Here is a 17,541-nt window from a genome sequence, read left to right on the forward strand (position 1 = left end):
CGCGGATGTCGCACAACAAAAAGCCCCGCCGAACGCGGGGCCTTCTCTTGTCCGAAGCGACGACGGAGAACGATCAGTCGCCCATCAGCTTCTGGCGGTGCTCCCAGCGCTCCTGCGCGTCCAGGCACAGCGTCGCGATCGGCCGCGCTTCCAGACGCTCCACGCCAATCTCTTCGCCGGTTTCCTCGCAATAGCCGTAGGCCCCGTCCTCGATGCGCTTGAGCGCCTTGTCGATCTTCGAGATCAGCTTGCGGTAGCGATCGCGCGTGCGCAGTTCGAGCGAGTTCTCGGTCTCGCGCGTGGCGCGCTCGGCGTCGTCGCCGACATCGCGCACTTCCTCGCGCAGGTTGTCGATGGTCTGCTTGGATTCCTCGACGAGCTCCGCGCGCCAGTTGATCAGCTTCTGGCGGAAATACTCGAGCTGCGAGGGATTCATGTATTCCTCGCTCGCCGAGGGCTTGTACCCCGGCGGCAGGTCCACGCGCTGCGCCACGGCGAGCGGCGGGGGTTCGTTCTGCGAGATGACGCGGTTGGGTTTCACGGCCTTGGCGCGGGCACCGTCGACGTTGCGCGGTGCGGCCGGCTTGGCGGCCGGGGCGGAATCCTTCGATACTGCGGCAGTCATTGCGCTCCCTGCGGATGTTGCGGCGTCCGCGCTCCTGCCCTTGGCGGGCGCAGCGGATTTCACCGGGGCGGCGGCCTTGGCAGGCTTGGCCGCCACCACCGGCGGCGCCTTCGCAGGCGTCACCAGCTTGACGATTTTTTCGGCCAGTCGCTTGACCGGCCCCTTCTTCGCGGCGGCAGCCGCGGGTTTTGCCTTGACGGCGGACTTTGCCGGCGGCTTGGCTGCAGGCTTCGCTGCGGGCCGGGGCGCGGGCTTGGCCTTGCTCGCCGCCTTGCCCCTGGCGGGCGCGGGCTTGGCGGCCGCTTTTTTCGCCGCGGGCTTGGCCTTGGCGACGGGTTTTGCCGGCGCCTTGCGTGCGGGCGCTGCCTTGGTCGCGGGCTTGGCGGCCTTCGCCGCAGGCTTCGCGGGCTTCTTCGCCGCCTTGGCAGCGGGCTTCTTCGAGGGTTTGGGTTTGGCTGCCACGATGAGGGCCTTGTGTTTCCTTGAGCCGCAGCGGTCGGGTGTTATAGCGTAGACACATGACCGCAGCAAGCGAATCCGCCCATTGTACCGTGTGGCGCCACGGCGTGCGCCGATGACCTCGCCTGCGGTCATCCTGCTGCGCGGCTACAAGCGTTTCATCAGCCCGCTGCTCGGACAGCATTGCCGGTTTTATCCCAGCTGCTCGGAATACGCGATGCAGGCGATCGAACGCCACGGCCACGTGCGCGGCATCTGGCTCGGCGCGCGGCGCCTGGTGCGCTGCCATCCGCTGTGCGAAGGCGGCCACGATCCCGTGCCCGACAGCTGGCCACCGCCGAAGCGGCGCTGAATCGGCGCCGCGCCTGCGTCCGGTCGCACGCGACACGGACGTATCATGTGCGCTGCCGTTCCACTACCGGGAAGCGCCGTGAGCGATTGGTTGATCCGCAACGCCCGCCTCGTCAACGAAGGTCGCCAGTTCGACGCCGACCTGCGCATCCGCGGCGGCCGCATCGAACGCATCGACGGCAATCTCGATGCCCGCCCCGGCGAACAGGTGCTCGATGCGCACGGCCGCTGGCTGCTGCCCGGCATGGTCGACGACCAGGTGCACTTCCGCGAGCCCGGGCTCGAACACAAGGGCGATTTGGCCACCGAATCGTCGGCCGCGGTGGCCGGCGGCATCACCACCGTGATGGAAATGCCCAACACCAGACCGCCGACGCTCGACGCCGTCGCGCTGCAGGACAAGTACGACCGCGCCGCCGGCCGCTGCCGCGCCAACTTCGGTTTCTACATGGGCGCCAGCAACGACAATCTCGCGCACATCCAGCGCGTCGATCCGAAGGCGACGCCCGGCATCAAGGTGTTCATGGGCGCGTCGACCGGCAACATGCTGGTCGACGATCCGGCCATCCTCGATGCGATCTTCCGCGACGCGCCGACGCCGATCATCACGCACTGCGAGGACACGCCGACCATCGACGCCACGATGGCGCAGTTCCGCGCGAAGTACGACGACGCGCTGACCCCGGACATGCACCCGGACATCCGCTCGCGCGAGGCCTGCATCAAGTCCACGCGCCTGGCGCTGGAGCTCGCGCGCGGCCACGGCACGCGCCTGCACGTGCTGCACATCAGCACCGCCGACGAACTGGCGTTGTTCGAACGTGGTCCGCTGGTGGACGCCAACGGCAAGCGCCGCAAGCAGATCACCGCCGAAACCTGCATCCATTTCCTGCGCTTCGACCGCCGCGACTACGCAACGCGCGGCAACTTCATCAAGTGCAATCCCGCGATCAAGGAATCGAGCGACCGCGAGGCGCTGATCGCCGCGCTGGTCGACGACACCATCGACGTGCTGGCCACCGACCACGCACCGCACACGCTGGAAGAAAAGCAGCAGCCCTACATCACCGCACCCTCCGGCCTGCCGCTGGTGCAGGACGCGCTGCTCGCGGCGCTGGAGCTGGTGCACGAAGGTCGTGTCTCGCTGCTGCAGATCGTCGACAAGCTGGCGCACGCGCCGGTGCAGCTGTTCGACGTGAAGGAGCGCGGCTATCTGCGCGAAGGCTATTTTGCCGACCTCGTATTGGTCGATCCGCAGGCCGGGCACATGGTGGAGCGTGCGAACGTGTTGTCGAAGTGCGGCTGGTCGCCGTTCGAGGGCGTGCGGTTCCGTTCGCGGATCGATGCCGCGTTCGTCAACGGCGAGCTGGCGTGGGACGGGCAGCGGCTCATCGGTGCGCCGAACGGGCAGCGGCTGGAGTTTGCGCGTTGATTTTCAAGATGTGTGGGTTACCCGACGAACGATGGCAACCCCACAGCCCCCGTCGTCTCGGCGAACGCCAGGACCCAGCGGCGTGGCTCTCCGCAACCGATCGCCCCGGCAAACAACGCCACTGGGTCCCGGCGTTCGCCGGGACGACGGTGCGGGGTCGTCTGCGCCGCGCGCAGTCCGATTCACGTTTCGGCAGGTTCGTTGCGGTCGCACTTGCGATAGCGGCCGCGCTCGCAGGCACGACCGCCACCGCCGCCAACACCGTCACGCTGCCCGAACGCGCCAGTCAGGGCCAACTCCTCGTCGGCCAGACCACGCCCGGCAGCACGGTGAAACTGCGCGAACGCACATTGAAGGTCGACCCCGACGGCCACTTCGTCTTCGGCATCGGCCGCGACGAAGCCCGCAATGCGCCCGTGGACATCACCTTCCCGGACGGCGAGACGCGTCGCATCGCGGTGCAGGTGCTCAAGCGCGACTGGCCCATCGAGCGCGTGAACGGCGTGCCGCAGTCCACCGTCGATCCGCCGCCCGCGATCGCCGCCCGCATCGCGCGCGAACAGGCGGCCGTGGCGAAGGAACGCAGCCGCGACGACGCGCGCAGCGATTTCGCGCAGGGTTTTGTCTGGCCGGTGCAGGGCCGCATCAGCGGACGCTTCGGTCGTCAGCGCATCTACAACGGCTCGCCGAACGCACCGCATTCGGGCACCGACATCGCCGCGCCGGCCGGCACCGCGGTGCGCGCGCCGGCGGCCGGGATCGTCACCTTCGCCGACAGGGATCTCTACCTCACCGGTGGCACGCTGCTGATCGACCACGGGCACGGCGTGTCGTCGTCGTTCCTGCACCTGTCGCGCATCGACGTGAGCGTCGGCCAGCGCGTGGAACGCGGCGAGACGGTGGCCGCCGTCGGTGCCACCGGCCGCGCCACCGGACCGCATCTGCACTGGGGACTCAACTGGCTCGACGTGCGGCTCGATCCGCAGCTGCTCGAACTGCCGCCGCCCGGCCGCTGACGCGGCTCAGGCCACGTCGTGGCGCAGATAATCGAACAGCCCGACACCCGCTACCACCGTGCCGCCGAGCAGACCCGCCGCAACCAGTTGAGGCTTTTCCAGGTATCGCGGTTGCGCGTGAGGCACGTCCCTCATCCGCCCTGCCGGGCACCTTCTCCCGGCGGGAGAAGGAACGCCGGATTGCACGCGTTCGCTCGTCCTTCTCCCCTCGGGAGAAGGTGCCGAAGGCGGATGAGGGAAATACCTGCCGGTTCGCGATAGCCATGATCGAGCCGACTCTCCGAGCCACCTTATCCCGGCGGCCACGCCATCCGGCGGCCCGCCAGCAGATGCAGATGGATGTGATACACCGACTGCCCGCCGTCCTGATTGCAGTTGAACACGGTGCGGTACCCCGCCTCCGCAAACCCTTCCCGTTTCGCGAATGCAGCAGCCGCCAGCACCAGCCTGCCGACCAATTCGGCCTGGCCCGGTTGCACATCGTTCAAGGTCGCGATCGGCGTTTTCGGAATGAACAACACGTGCACCGGCGCCTGCGGGTTCACATCATGGAACGCGAGCACGTGCTCGTCCTCGTACGCGACGCGCGCGGGGATTTCGCGGCGGAGGATCTTGTCGAAGATGGTGTCTGGCATGGCGGCAGAAGAGGAGTGAGTGGGGAGGAGTGAGAAACCAGTGGGGACGGCCCGGTGCACTTTAACTCCATCGGCCCCGGCAAACGCGCCACCCGCAATGCCTTCACGCGTGACTCGTTCCTCGCTACGTGTTTCCCGCGCTCAGACATCAAGGCGCGAGCCGAACGCATGCGCCAGCGTACCGCGGTCGATGTATTCGAGTTCGCCGCCGAGCGGCACGCCGTGCGCGAGCCGGCTGGGGCGCACGCCGTGCTGGCGCGCTACCTGTGCGAGATAGTGCGCGGTGGCCTCGCCTTCGACGGTGGGATTGGTGGCGATGATGAGCTCGGTCACTTCGCCTTCGGCGAGCCGCGCGGAGAGCAGGTCCAGGCCCAGCTCCTTCGGTCCGAGACCGTCGAGCGGCGACAATCGGCCGAGCAGCACGAAATAGTGGCCGCGGTATCCCGTGGCCTGTTCGATCGCGGCCTGGTCGGCCGGCATCTCGACCACGCACAGCTGCTGCGCCTCGCGCGACGCGTTGCGGCACAGCGCGCAAACCTCGCTTTCGCTGAAATTGCGGCAGCGTTGGCAGTTGCCGATGCGCTGCATGGCGTCGCCGAGCTTGGTGGCCAGGCGTCGGCCGCCGTCGCGGTTGCGTTCGAGCAGATGATGCGCCATGCGCTGCGCGGTCTTGGCGCCGACGCCGGGCAGGCAACGCAGCGCTTCGATGAGTTCGTCGAGGAGAGTGGAGGAACTCATGCGGAGGCCACGTCAAGCCCGCCTGCCGCACGGGCGTCACGGGCGCGCAGCATGCGCATCAGAACATGCCGGGCAGCTTCATGCCCGGCGGAATCGGCATGCCGGCGGTGGCCTGCGCCATGCGCTTCTGGGTTTCCTGGTTGACCTTGTTCACGGCGTCGTTGAAGGCCGCGGCGATCAGGTCTTCGAGCATTTCCAGGTCGTCCGCAGCCGTCTTGTCGATGCGCACGCGGCGCACGTCCATCTTGCCGGTGAGCGTGATCTGCACCATGCCGGCTCCGGCCTGGCCGTTCACTTCGAGCTGGGCGAGTTCCTCCTGCGCGCGCTGCATGTTTTCCTGCATCTTCTGCGCCTGCTGCATCAGGTTGCCGAGTTGTCCGCGCATCACGTTCTCCTGGAATGTCGATCGAATGTGGAATGGACCGCGTGCGGCCGCACGCCGCTCAACGCTCGTCGAGCGGCCGCACCGAATCGGGGACGATGCGTGCGCCGTTCTGCATCAGGCGCTGCACCGTGGGGTCGTTCGCGAACGCGGCTTCGGCTTCGACCTGGCGCTGGTCGCGTTCGCGTGCGGTGCGGTGGTGCAGCGTTTCCGCACCGGCCGCGCCGCGGGGCGCGGCGGTGGTGAATTCGAGCCGCGGAGGCGTGCCGAGCACGTCGCCGAGCGCGGCGGCGATCTGCGCGTCGAGCGCCGGGTTGCGGAAGATGTCCTGTGCCGGCGGAAGATGCAGCCGCAGCGTGTTGTCGACGTAGGCGATGAACGTGGCGTGGTCGATGACGGTCCGCGCCGGGCCGCGCAGGCTGGTGGCGCGCAGGGCATCGAGCCAGTCGTCGTTGTTGCGCAGCGGCATGGCCGGCGATCGCGGCGGCGCTGCCTCGTGGATCGAGCGCACGGGCGCGGGCGCGTCGCCCGCTGCACGCGGTACTGCGGGCTCGACGGCAGGCGTGGATGCAGTGGTATCTGCAATGCGATGCGGTGTGGGGGGCGCTGCGGACCGGTATGGCCCGTCACCAAGCGCGGCGCGCGCCGCGTCGACTGCGGCCGCGCGCGTCGGCGCGTCGCGGACGGTCGCCGCGACAGGCTCACGCTGCGGCGCCGCCACCCTCGCCGACCCGCCCTGTGCCGGCCGGAACGCCAGCATGCGCAGCAGGGTCATGTCGAAACCCACGCGCAGACTCGGCGCAAGGCTGAGGTCGCGGCGCCCGTGCAGTGCCATCTGGTACCAGAGCTGGATCAGCTCGGGCGACACCGTCGACGCGATGCCCGGAAGATCGATGCGGTCGTCGCCGATCTCGATGCCGGGCACCAGCTGCAGCAGCTGCACCCGGTGCAGCGCCTGCGCCAGCTCGTCCAGCGCGGATCCGAAATCCGGCGCGAAGCCGGCGATGCGTTCGGCCACCTCCATGAGTCCCGGTCCGTCGCCGGCCGACAGCGCGGCGAGCAGCGCGCCGACCTGGGTGCGGTCGACGGTGCCGAGCATCGTGCGCACGTCGTCCTCGACGAGCGCGCCGTTGCCGAATGCGAGCGCCTGGTCGAGCAGCGACAGCCCGTCGCGCAGGCTGCCGTCGGCGCCGCGCGCGAGCAGCGCGATGGAGCCTGTGTCGTGCGTCACACCCTCGGCCGCGAGGATGGCGTCCATCTGGCCCGCGATCTGCGCTTCCGTGAGGCGTTTGAGGTTGAACTGCAGGCAGCGCGACAGCACGGTGACCGGCAGCTTCTGCGGATCGGTGGTCGCGAGCAGGAACTTCACGTGCTCGGGCGGCTCCTCCAGCGTCTTGAGCAGCGCGTTGAACGCGTTTTTCGACAGCATGTGCACCTCGTCGATGAGGTACACCTTGTAGCGGCCGCGCGTGGGCATGTATTGCGCGTTGTCGATCACCTCGCGCACGTCGTCGACGCCGGTGTTGCTCGCGGCGTCGATTTCCAGCAGATCGACGAAGCGGCCCTGGTCGACCGCCGTGCACACCTCGCACACGCCGCACGGTTCCGCGCCGACGCCCTTTTCGCAGTTCAGGCTCTTGGCGAAGATGCGCGCGATGGTGGTCTTGCCGACCCCGCGCGTGCCGGTGAACAAAAAGGCGTGGTGCACCTTCCCCGATTCGAGCGCGTTGCTGAGCGCACGCACCACGTGTTCCTGCCCGACGAGTTCGGCGAAGCGGCGCGGACGCCATTTGCGGGCGAGGACGAGATAGGACATGGCAACCGGTTCGGACAGCGAACCGGCATTGTCCCACCGGGGACCGGTGGGGCCAAGCGCGGGCGTATCAGCCCGGCGTCATGAACCCCAGGTCCGGGCCTTCGATCGACAGCAGCGGGCCCTCCATGAATTCGAGATTCGGGAAGATGTCGCTGCGGTCCGCGCCCGACAGCCCGAACCAGGTCGCGAGCGTCGCGGCGTACTGGTCGGCGGACAGCGTTGGGATGATCTGGCCCCAGCCGGCATCGTCCGGATTGCTTTCGGGCGGACGCAGGTCCGGCATGCGGCCGTAGATGCGACCGCCGTCGACGCCGCCGCCGAAGACAAGGTGGTGCCCGCCCCAGCCGTGGTCGGTGCCGTCGCCGTTGTTGGTGAGCGTGCGGCCGAACTCGGAGGCGGTGAACGTAGTGACGCTGTTGCCGAGGCCGAACGCGGGCGCATCGAGCACGTCGTAGAACGCCTTGACTGCCTGCGACAGGTCGCGCAGCAGGCCGGGTTGCTGCTCGAGCTGTGCATCGTGCGTGTCGAAACCGCCGATGCCGGCGAAAAACAGCTGTCGCGTCATGCCCAGCGCCGCGCGCACGCGGATCACGCGCGCGATCATCAGCAGCTGCGCGGCGAGGTACGGCAGCTCGGCGAGGTTGTCCGGATCCCACGGCAGGCCGAACGCGTCCCAGAACGGACGGAACACCGCATCGTTCACCGGAATCGCGAGCAGCGCGGTGGCGACCTGCTCGGTGGCCGCCATCGTCGAACGGACCTTCTGCGCGTAGGCACGTTCGAACGGATGCGCATACTCGCGGTTCATCATCGCGTTGAAGGTGCTGCAGCGGCGCGCGTTGGACCAGGCCTCGCCTTCGCAGCCGGGCGTCTCGGTGGCGATGAAATCGATGTCTTCCACGCCGCCGGCCGACATGAAATACGGCGACACCGAGACACCGGCCTGGAACACGTTCTCGCCGTCGAGCGAGATGTTCATCGACAGCGCCGGGTTGCCGTTGTCGCTCGCGAAGATGTCGGCCAGGCGCCCGCCCCAGCCGGTGCGCGTGACGCTGTCGGCGCGCGGCGTCTGCCACAGCACGGACTGGTCCGAGTGCGAGAACAGCTGCGGCGGCAGCGGTGTGCCGGGCAGCTCGTAGCTGGCCTTGTTCACCGGCCGCACCAGCGGGCCGACGTTGGCGACGATGGCGGCGCGGCCGGCGTTGAACATCTGCTGCGTGCCGGTCATCGACGGATGCAGGCCGAACTCGCCGCCGCCGAGCGGCGCCACGGTCGGATTCAACGCCAGCAGCTGCGCGTTCGGCACCGCCAGCGAGCCGCGCGTGCCCGCATAGATGCCGTACGGACTGCCCGCGGGCGGGGCGCCGCCGCCGGCATGGCGCGGCACCACCATGTTGAAGCTGTCGTTGCCGCCGTACAGGTAGATGCACACCATGGCGCGGTAGTCGACGCCCTTGGCGAGCAGCGTCCGCGGCATCGCCGCATTGGCGAGCGAAAGCTTGCCCAGCAACGAGCCGAACGCGGCCGAGCCTGCGGTGGCGCAGAGGCTGCGGCGGAGGAAATCGCGACGTCGCATCGAAGTCATCTCATTTCTCCACGACGTATTCGGGCGAGGTCAGCGTCAGCCACAGCATGTCCTGCGCGCGTTCGCGCATCTGGTTCGCGCGCCACTCGCCGCTTTCGGCCCAGTCGTACGGTCCGATGTCGATGTCCTCGGCGTGCGCTTTCAGCGCGTCGTACATCGGCATCGACATGCGCCGGCCCAGGAACAGCAGGTCGATGCGATCGAGCATGCGGCCGGGTTCCTCCGCCAGCGCCACGTACGGCGCGAGTTCGATCTGCATCGGATCCCACTCGCCGATCCACGGGTTGCCGCGGAACGCCCAGTAGATCTTGCCGCCGATGTCGTTGGACAGGCGCGTGATGTAGGTGTCGGTGGTGATCTGGAATTCGGGCGAGAACAGACCCGCGTTCGCGATCTCGCCGGGCAGCTGGTAGTTCGGCAGGAAGAAATTGAACACCGTCGGCGAGCGCTGCACGGCCTGCGCCAGCGCGTACTCCGGCCAGCCTTCGCCGACACTGCCCGAGTTCGACCGCGCGTCCAGCGCGCGCCACAGTTGCGTCAGACGCAGCAGCGGTTCGCGCAGCTTGCCGGCGTGCGCCGGTGCCGCGGCGAGGCTGCGCGCTTCGGGGTCCATGACGATGGAGCGCACCACGGCGCGCAGATCGCCGCGCACACCCGATCCGTTGTTGGCGAACACCGCCGCCACGCGCCCGACGTACGCCGGCGACGGATTGCTGGTGACCAGGCGCTGGATCAGCAGTCGCCCGAAGAACGGGCCGACGTTCGGATGCCGGAACACATTGTCGAGCGCCACGGCGAGATCGGCACGTGCACTGCCGCCGCCCAAAAGCAGACCGTTCGCCGGGCTCACGCCGGGATACACCAGCAGCTGCTTGCTTTCGGCCACCGCGTGACGCGGATTGCCGTACGGCGTGCCCTCGCCCCACGGCACCATCGGCGTCCGCCAGCCCGGCGCCTGCAGCCAGTCGACGGTCGAGCCTTCCACCGCCGGCGGGCAGTATTCCCAGAACCACCACTGGAACTGGCCGTCGTTTTCGGGGTGCGTCGGCTGCTCGCACGTGGAGAAGTTCCAGCCGGTGAACACGTGCGCGAAGCCGCGGATCGTGTCCTGGTCGTAGGTCGGAACGGTCTGCACGCCGGGCTCGCCGGGGTCGCCGTCGACCGGCGTGCCGTCGGGGTTGAGCATCACCAGGCCCACCGAAAACAGCTGCATGATTTCGCGCGCGTAGTTTTCGTCCGGCCGGATGTTGAGCTCCTCGTCCGGCTTGCGGTTCTTGAACATCGACAGGTAGTGGCCCATCGCCGGATGCAGCGTCACCTGTTCGAGCAGGGTGCGGTAGTTGCCGAACGCGTTGGTGGCGAGCAGGTCGTAGAACTGCGCCATCGTCGTCGGATTGCCCTCGAGCGCACCGTTCTGGTCGGAGATCACGAAGATCTCGGAGAGCGCAAACGCGACGCGCTGGCGCAATTGGTCGTTGCCGCGCAGCGCATTCCGGAACCAGATTTCCTGGCGCGCATCCTGGTACACCTGCACCGGCTGGCCGGCAGCGATGTAGGCGTTGATGCGTGCGTCGAGGTACGGCAACTGCAGCGACGCCGGCGCGGCGAACTGCTCGGCGAGCCAGGCGTCATGGCCGATGCGGACGAGCCGGTCGATCTCCGGCAGCGTGGGGCCGAACGTGGTCTGCGTCAGGAAGCGCGATGCCGCGCCCTCGCTCGCGGGGCTGTCGGCCACGCCCTCGAAGTCGCCGCCGAACAGATGCGGCCCGGCTATCGCGGGCACCGTGATGCAGGCGCATGCACCTAGCACGAACGCCCGCGTGCGGCGCAACCGCCGTGAAGTTGACACCTGCGACATGCCGCACCGCCTCGTTGTGGAGCCCCCCGGCTCGACTAGGTTCCGCCTCCTACGAAATCCGGTCAAGCAGGGATCACCGCCGGCCGGTGCCTAATCGCCGCCGGTCGTCGGATTGGGTGCTCGAAATGAAATGTGAGACCGATTCGGGCCGGATTTCGCCGACCGTTGGCCGCCTCGGCAACGGTCCCGGAGACCGACCGTGCTGCCTGGGGAACCATTCGATTGACCGCCTCGGGGCGCCATGCAGTGAAGTGCCCTTCGCGTCCGGGGGTCGCAACGGACTCGATACCGTGGCCCTCCACCCCCCGTCGTCCCGGCGAACGCCGGGACCCAGTGACTCTGCTTTTGTGGCCTGGAAACGCAGTGCGAATCGAGCAACGCCACTGGGGTCCCGGCGTTCGCCGGGACGACGGACCGACAAAGCGCTTTCCTTACACGCTGCCAGGCAGGACGACCATCCATGCCAGAATGCACCGAAGCAAGCTCCACGGTGGCCCCATGCTCCCTGCGCACCGGCTGCGGCCGACACTGCTCGTGTTGTCGATCCTGGGCGCAGGCCCCGCCCACGCGTTTTCGCTCGGTGCGCCGATCTGCGAGGTGCAGGCCCTGCCGCTTGCGCCGATGAGCCCCACCCTCGCCTCGCCCGCACCCGCCGGCTGGCAATTGCGCATCGACACACCGCGCTACATCCCCGGCCAGCCGCTGCGCGTGGCCGTCACCAACACCGACCCCACGCAACGCGCCCGCGGCGTGCTGCTGTGGGCCAAGTCCGGCCCGGTCACCGGCTTCGGCAGCTTCGTGGTCGACAACGCCCTGTGGCAACACCTGCCCGGCAGCGCCAACTGCGGCGAGTGGGCGATCACGCACACTTCGAATGCGGCCAAGCCGCTCGATCAGCTGCGCTTCGACTGGATCGCACCCGACGCCGCCAGCACCAACGTGCTGTTCCGCGCCTTCGTCATCGAAGACTGCGACGACCCGACCGGCTGCCGTTCGTACCAGGCGCTGACGCCGGTGACGGTGGTGCAGGCGGGGTTGTTCTTCGACGATTTCGAGCCGGGCGGCTGATCGGAATGAGCGGGTCGGCTACTCGAAGTCGTCGCCGAAGACCCGGGTGCCATCGAAGACCAGAATCGCGCCGGTGTGATTGAACGTCTCCGGCTGCAGTGCGAACGGCGTCGCTGCAACCAGAGCCTGTGCAGACGAGGCGAGTCGAAACCACCCACCGGATTCGAGGATTCCGGACCGTCGTGCCCGCTCGGTCCACGTCGTGTTTGTCCGATCCAGTTCGATGAGCGAACCCCCGTCGAGCCCGGTCGCGACGATGGCGCTATCGCGCAGCAACGCAACATCGGTACCGAAGCGCCCGTCGAACACCTCGGCATCGGGGCAGATGCGCTGCAGCAATGTCCAGTTACCATCGATCATCCCGTAACGATAGACCGCGCCGGGACGCCAGTATTCGCCCGCCGGGCATAAAGCGTCGGGCGCTCCGACCAGCAACGCGCCTGCATCAAGCGCAAGCGATGCGCCGAAGCGGGACAGGTTGTCGACATCACTCGGCACAACGGACGCCGTAGCTGTCGGCGGGGTTCCGTGGAGGAGTTCGTTCCACGCGAACAGCTGCACACTGGGAGCGGATGGCGCATCGTTGCCGACGGCGAGCAAGGTGTGCTGTCCCGAGCGCGCAGCCGCCATTCGGCTACCGAATCCTCCGAACCATTGCACCGGCGTGCCAACCAGCGTCGTGCGCACATAACCGGTCGCCAGCAACTGGAGGATATGGACGGCACCGGCGGCCTGCACACCGGATACCGTCGCACCCGGTGCGCCGTAGACGATGCCGTGATCGGTGAGCAGCACGCTGCGCCCAAAGCCGAGTTGATCCGGCTGCGCCGGAATGCGTTCGGTCCTCGAAACAATCCAGTGTCCGTCTGTGTCCTGCGCGAAAAAATGCAGGTACCCCTGCGCCTCGTCGTCGGCATTCGGGCAACCGTCGGTGACCACGAAGCCGGTGCCGCGCGTCGCGACTGCGCTGCCGAAGCCGGGGCAATTGGGTCCGCTGCGCGTTGCGCGTTCGATATGCTCCAGGTGCCATTGCCCGCCGCTGCGGCGATACACCAGGACGGCTCCGCGTCGCTGAAAGCCCGGGGCGCCGACGACGAGCAGATCCCCAGCCGTCGACACGGCGCTTCCGAAGCCCTCCATGTCGCTGCCGCCATCGCCCGGGTGAAACCGACCGATGGGTGCGAACGCATCATCCCGCTCGACCCGGCCGACGGAGCCGGCGGTTCCGTCTTCGGGGTTGAAAAAATACGGCTGCCCAAACAGCAGTTCATCGTCCAGCACCGCGACCGATTCCGGTCGCGGCCAGTCTTCCTCGCCGGCCACCGCTTCAACGAAACCGCAGGGTTGCCAGCCGCCTTTCCTGCAGTAGCGATAGAGCGCGCCTTCCCTGCGATCGCTGCTGGCCGCGCGTTGCGGCGCGAAGACGAAGAGGTCGTCGTTGTCGAGCGTGATGCAGCCACCGAACCCGTCCCCCGGCAGGCCGTTCGCGGGCGCGAGCGTGGACGCTGGGACCCACTGGCTGCCTGCACGCGAAAATTCGATCACTCGCCCCGGTACGTGCTGGCCATCGCCACGCAAACCAGGCACCCCGACCAGCAACCGCTCGCCGTCGAATCGCAGGGATCCCGCGAACGAGTCGGGATCCACGCCGGAGGGCGGTTCGATCGTCGCCGCATGCGTCCACGCGCCCGATTGCGCGCTCCGCTCGAACAGATGCACGCACCTGATCGGCACATCGCCCGCATCACGCTGGCAACTCGCGGCGAGCCAATCGCCCTGGATGGCCACAGGCCCGATGAAGTAGCCGGCCTTCGCGGGAGGGACGGCATGCGCGGCGAGCGACTGCAGATCCGATTCGAATACAAGCACGCGCAGCGCAGACACGCCGCCAACGGTCGCGGCGGCGGAAACGACCAGATGCTGGCCGTCCGAGTCCATTCCGTCGACGGAATGCGGCACATCGTCCACGGCAACCACGGTACTGGCGGCGATGAACGGAACGCCACCGGCAGCCGTATCGATGCGGAATACGCGGCTCGCGTCAAACGTCGTGCAGTCCGAGGCAGCTGCATCGGTGAAGGCATGCGTTCCGCGCCCCACGAGTCGTTCGCCGAACCCGCAGCCGCCGGAATCCTCGGGCGAAACTGCGCCCGTCATCCGCCAGATCGAGTCTTCGCGCCGGAAAGCGTAAACCGAGCCGCGCGATCCACTGTCGTCGAACCGATCGGACGGCGCGGAAACCAGGACGGCTCCGTCAGTCAGGCGCAGGATGCTCGTTGCGAAACCGTCCGCCGAACCGTTGAGACCTGTCACCGGACGGTCGATCCGGAACGGAGCGCGGTCGATCGTCGCAGCGTGTCCGGCGATCGCCAGAAGGCATGCGGCGACGGCGATCAACCGTCGTGACCATTCGAATCTCATCGCTGCGGCCCTCCGGACAGCGTACGCGGCTCGATCTTGCGAGGGAAAAATTCGGCGAGCAATCGTCGGCGCGCGGGCCTTGCGCGAATGGTCACCGCGACGCATGCCCACGCCTGCGCGCCGCCCACGCCCGCAGATCGTCGAGCACCGCGTATGCCGCCGGTACCACGAGCAGGCTCAGCACGGTCGAGGTCGCGAGGCCGCCGATCACCGCCACCGCCATCGGTGCGCGGAAGCTCGAATCCGCGCTGAGCCCGAGCGCCACCGGCAGCATGCCGGCGCTCATCGCGAGCGTGGTCATCACCACCGGGCGGGCACGCTTGCGGCAGGCGTCGACGAGTGCGTCGTGCTGGCTCATGCCCTGCTCCTGTTCGGCGATGACGGCGTAGTCCACGAGCAGAATCGAGTTCTTCGAGGCGATGCCGATCAGCATCAGCAGGCCGATCAGCGCCGGCAGCGACAGCGCGTTCTGCGTGAGCAGCAGCGCACCGAACGCACCACCGGCGCACAGTGGCACGGCGGTAAGAATCGTGATCGGCTGCAGCGCGTTGTTGAACAGCAGCAACAGCACGGCGTAGATGCAGGCGATGCCGGCGCCCATCGCGAGCAGGAAGCCGACGAAGAGTTCGACGAACACTTCCGCGTCGCCGGCGTTGAGGAAGCTGACGCCAGCGGGCAGCTGCTGCACGCTGGGAAGTGTTTCCACCTGCGCCATCACGTCGCCGAGCGGGCGGCCGTTGAGTTCTGCGGTCAGCGTGACGTTGCGCTGGCGCTGGTAACGCGCGATCTGCGCGGGGCCGCTCGCAAGTTCGATGGTGGCCACCGACGACAGCGGCACCGGGCCGTCGCGGCCGGGCACGCGCAGTTGTCCGATCAGCGCGGGTTCGCGCAATTCGGATTTGGCGAAGCCGACGCGGATCGGGATCTGGCGCTCGGGCAGGTTGAGCTTGGCGAGGCGCTGCACGAAATCGCCGGCGGTGGCGATACGCGCGGCCTCCGCGATGGTGTCGGTGGCGACGCCGAGTTCGGCCGCGCGCGCCGGGTCCGGCGTGATCACCACTTCCGGGCGCAGCAAGGACGCGGACGACGTGATCGAGCCGAGGCCGTCGATTGATCGCAGGTCGCGCTCGACCGCCTGCGCGGCATCGTTGAGGCGCTGCGGATCGTCGCCCGAGAGGATCAGCTGCATCTGCTCGCCGGGTTCGGAGCTCATGAAACTCACGCGCACGCCGGCGAGGCCCGCCATGCGTTCGCGCGTGGCGCGTTCGAGGTCCTTCTGGCTGCGCTCGCGGCTGTCGGCGAGGCCCCAGTCGAGGATCAGCGTGGCCTTGCGCGTTTCGCCGACGCCGGTCTTGCCGGGGTCGCCGAGATCGAGTGCGCTGCCGATGGTGGTGTAGACCTGCTGCAGTTCGGGCAGGTCCGCGAGCAGCGCGCGCGCCTGCTCGGCCACCGCCGTGGTGTCCTCGATCGTGGTGCCGGGTTGCAGCTCAAGCGCGAGGTTGCTGCGGCCCAGGTCCGACACCGGAATGAACGTGGTCGGGATCAGCGGCACCAGCGCGAGCGAACCGAGAAACAGCGCGAACGCGATCCACAAGGTGCGGCCCTTGTGCCGCAGCGCGGCGTCCACCCAGCCCAGGTACCACTGCATGAAGCGGCTGTCGCCGTCCTTTTCCGGATGCGCTTTCAACTGGTAGGCCGCCATCATCGGCGTGAGCAGGCGCGCCACCAGCAGCGAGAACAGCACGGCCGTCGCGGCGGTCCAGCCGAACTCGCGGAAGAACTTGCCGGCGATGCCGGGCATGAAGGCCACCGGCACGAACACCGCCGCGAGCGTGGCGGACGTGGCGATGACGGCGAGCCCGATTTCCTGTGCGGCGTCGAGCGCGGCCTGCTTCGGGCTCTTGCCCATGCCCAGGTGCCGCACGATGTTCTCCACCTCGACGATGGCATCGTCGACGAGGATGCCGACCACCACGGCGAGCGCCAGCAGCGTGATGAGGTTGAGGCTGAAGCCGAACCAGTACATCACCGCAAACGTCGGGATGATCGACAGCGGCAGCGCAAGCGCGGAGATCCACGTCGCGCGCCAGTCGCGCAGGAAAATGAAGACCACCAGCACCGCGAGCGCGCCGCCTTCCCACAGCATGGTCATCGACGAGGAATACGAGCGCTCGGCTTCTTCGACGGTGGAGAACGTCACCGAGAATTTCATGCCCGGGTGATCGGCCTCGATCTGCGCCAGCGCCTCGCGCACGCCGTGTGCAACCTCCACTTCCGACGAGCCGCGGGTGCGCGAGATCGAGAAGCCGACGACGGGTTTGCCGTCGAGCAGCGCAAGTTCGGTGGGATCGGCGGCGCCGTCGTGCACGTCGGCAAGCGCGGAGAGTCGCACGCTGCGGCCGTCCGGCAGCGCGATCGGGAAATTGCGCAGGTCCGCTGCATCGTCGAGGGTGCCGACGGTTCGCACCACCTGGCGCTCGCCGCCGAGTTCGGCCTGCCCGCCCGGCCGCTCGACCTGGATGCGCGCGAGCTGCTGAGAGACCGCGCCTGCGGTGACGCCGAGGCCGAGCAGCGCCTGCGGATCGAGGTCCACGCGCACCTCGCGTTCGACCCCGCCCACGCGCACCACCTGCCCCACGCCACGCACGCCGAACAGCGCCTTGCTGACGGTGTCGTCGACGAACCAGCTGAGCTCGTCGGCGCCCCAGCCCGGCGCGTCCACGGCGTAGGCGATCAGCGTGCCGCCGACCACGGCGATCTTCGCGACGACGGGCTCCTCGATGTCCGGCGGCAGGTCGATGCGGATGCGGGTGATGGCGTCGCGCGCCTCGTCGAGCGCGGGTTCGAGCGGGGTTTCGAGGTGGAACTCGATGAAGGTGGTGGAGAGGCCCTCGGTGACGTTCGAGATCACGCGCTTGACGCCGTTGAGCGTCGCCACCGCGTTTTCCACCTTGCGCGTGACCTCGGTTTCGAGCTGGCTCGGCGCAGCGCCGGGCAGCGTGACCGTCACCGACACCATCGGGAACGCGATGTCCGGAAAGCGCGAGACCGCGAGCTGATTGAAGGCGTAGAGGCCGGCCGCGCACAGCGCGACGAACAGCATGATCGCCGGCAGCGGGCGATGGATGGCCCAGGCGGAGAAATTCATGCGCCCG

At 68.3% G+C, this 17,541-nt stretch carries 13 protein-coding genes; 4 read left to right on the plus strand and 9 right to left on the minus strand.

From position 1 onward, the window contains the following. Window positions 1–73: 73 nt before the first annotated feature. Window positions 74–1,087, minus strand: coding sequence for an RNA polymerase-binding protein DksA (dksA, locus tag HNQ52_RS02725; RefSeq protein WP_343059185.1), 1,014 nt, complete (start codon window positions 1,085–1,087; stop codon window positions 74–76). Between the two features lie 112 nt (window positions 1,088–1,199). Here dksA and yidD point away from each other — a divergent pair, with 112 nt between their 5' ends. The 3 genes from yidD to HNQ52_RS02740 all read left to right on the plus strand — a co-directional run bounded on the left by yidD (window position 1,200) and on the right by HNQ52_RS02740 (window position 3,883). Beyond that, entirely contained in the window at window positions 1,200–1,436 is a 237-nt protein-coding gene (gene yidD / locus HNQ52_RS02730; RefSeq protein ID WP_183959549.1) for a membrane protein insertion efficiency factor YidD, read from the plus strand. Window positions 1,437–1,481: 45 nt separating this feature from the next. Continuing rightward, complete coding sequence (locus HNQ52_RS02735; protein ID WP_221281884.1) at window positions 1,482–2,867, plus strand: dihydroorotase; 1,386 nt, start codon at window positions 1,482–1,484, stop codon at window positions 2,865–2,867. Between the two features lie 161 nt (window positions 2,868–3,028). Further along, a complete protein-coding gene (locus HNQ52_RS02740; RefSeq protein WP_246387558.1) occupies window positions 3,029–3,883 on the plus strand; it encodes a M23 family metallopeptidase in 855 nt (284 codons plus the stop codon). Window positions 3,884–4,173: 290 nt separating this feature from the next. On the opposite strand, the gene HNQ52_RS02745 is transcribed toward HNQ52_RS02740, so the two are convergent. The 6 genes from HNQ52_RS02745 to HNQ52_RS02770 form a co-directional block, all read right to left on the minus strand. After that, the gene (locus HNQ52_RS02745) at window positions 4,174–4,518 is read right to left on the minus strand and encodes a histidine triad nucleotide-binding protein (RefSeq protein WP_183959551.1); all 345 of its coding nucleotides are present in this window, start codon (window positions 4,516–4,518) and stop codon (window positions 4,174–4,176) included. A gap of 141 nt (window positions 4,519–4,659) precedes the next feature. Further along, window positions 4,660–5,256: a recombination mediator RecR gene (gene recR / locus HNQ52_RS02750; protein WP_183959552.1), complete on the minus strand. Its 597-nt coding sequence runs from the start codon at window positions 5,254–5,256 to the stop codon at window positions 4,660–4,662. A gap of 58 nt (window positions 5,257–5,314) precedes the next feature. Then, on the minus strand, window positions 5,315–5,641 hold the full coding sequence (locus HNQ52_RS02755; RefSeq protein ID WP_221281885.1) for a YbaB/EbfC family nucleoid-associated protein: 327 nt from the start codon (window positions 5,639–5,641) through the stop codon (window positions 5,315–5,317). Window positions 5,642–5,699: 58 nt separating this feature from the next. Then, a complete protein-coding gene (gene dnaX, locus HNQ52_RS02760) occupies window positions 5,700–7,454 on the minus strand; it encodes a DNA polymerase III subunit gamma/tau (RefSeq protein WP_183959554.1) in 1,755 nt (584 codons plus the stop codon). 67 nt (window positions 7,455–7,521) lie between these two features. After that, a complete protein-coding gene (locus HNQ52_RS02765) occupies window positions 7,522–9,039 on the minus strand; it encodes a DUF1501 domain-containing protein (RefSeq protein ID WP_183959555.1) in 1,518 nt (505 codons plus the stop codon). A gap of 1 nt (window position 9,040) precedes the next feature. Then, window positions 9,041–10,822: a DUF1800 family protein gene (locus HNQ52_RS02770; RefSeq protein ID WP_183959556.1), complete on the minus strand. Its 1,782-nt coding sequence runs from the start codon at window positions 10,820–10,822 to the stop codon at window positions 9,041–9,043. Between the two features lie 573 nt (window positions 10,823–11,395). Between HNQ52_RS02770 and HNQ52_RS02775 the strand changes: the two genes are divergently transcribed. Then, window positions 11,396–11,965: a reeler domain-containing protein gene (locus HNQ52_RS02775; protein ID WP_183959557.1), complete on the plus strand. Its 570-nt coding sequence runs from the start codon at window positions 11,396–11,398 to the stop codon at window positions 11,963–11,965. 18 nt (window positions 11,966–11,983) lie between these two features. Here the strand turns inward: HNQ52_RS02775 and HNQ52_RS02780 are convergent, their stop codons facing one another. Together HNQ52_RS02780 and HNQ52_RS02785 are read right to left on the minus strand one after the other, a co-directional pair. Further along, on the minus strand, window positions 11,984–14,386 hold the full coding sequence (locus HNQ52_RS02780) for a hypothetical protein (protein ID WP_183959558.1): 2,403 nt from the start codon (window positions 14,384–14,386) through the stop codon (window positions 11,984–11,986). 91 nt (window positions 14,387–14,477) lie between these two features. Next, window positions 14,478–17,534 (minus strand): efflux RND transporter permease subunit, encoded by a 3,057-nt coding sequence (locus HNQ52_RS02785; RefSeq protein WP_183959559.1) that lies wholly within the window; start codon window positions 17,532–17,534, stop codon window positions 14,478–14,480. Window positions 17,535–17,541 lie beyond the last annotated feature (7 nt).

This window comes from Chiayiivirga flava (assembly GCF_014202825.1).
GTDB classification, from domain to species: Bacteria; Pseudomonadota; Gammaproteobacteria; order Xanthomonadales; family Xanthomonadaceae; genus Chiayiivirga; species Chiayiivirga flava.

Coding starts and splice junctions, on each gene's coding strand:
- yidD (WP_183959549.1), top strand. CDS start 1,200: ATGACCTCGCCTGCGGTCATCCTGCTGCGCGGCTACAAGCGTTTCATC.
- HNQ52_RS02735 (WP_221281884.1), top strand. CDS start 1,482: ATGTGCGCTGCCGTTCCACTACCGGGAAGCGCCGTGAGCGATTGGTTG.
- HNQ52_RS02745 (WP_183959551.1), bottom strand. CDS start 4,518: ATGCCAGACACCATCTTCGACAAGATCCTCCGCCGCGAAATCCCCGCG.
- recR (WP_183959552.1), bottom strand. CDS start 5,256: ATGAGTTCCTCCACTCTCCTCGACGAACTCATCGAAGCGCTGCGTTGC.
- HNQ52_RS02755 (WP_221281885.1), bottom strand. CDS start 5,641: ATGCGCGGACAACTCGGCAACCTGATGCAGCAGGCGCAGAAGATGCAG.
- dnaX (WP_183959554.1), bottom strand. CDS start 7,454: ATGTCCTATCTCGTCCTCGCCCGCAAATGGCGTCCGCGCCGCTTCGCC.
- HNQ52_RS02765 (WP_183959555.1), bottom strand. CDS start 9,039: ATGACTTCGATGCGACGTCGCGATTTCCTCCGCCGCAGCCTCTGCGCC.
- HNQ52_RS02775 (WP_183959557.1), top strand. CDS start 11,396: ATGCTCCCTGCGCACCGGCTGCGGCCGACACTGCTCGTGTTGTCGATC.
- HNQ52_RS02780 (WP_183959558.1), bottom strand. CDS start 14,386: ATGAGATTCGAATGGTCACGACGGTTGATCGCCGTCGCCGCATGCCTT.
- HNQ52_RS02785 (WP_183959559.1), bottom strand. CDS start 17,534: ATGAATTTCTCCGCCTGGGCCATCCATCGCCCGCTGCCGGCGATCATG.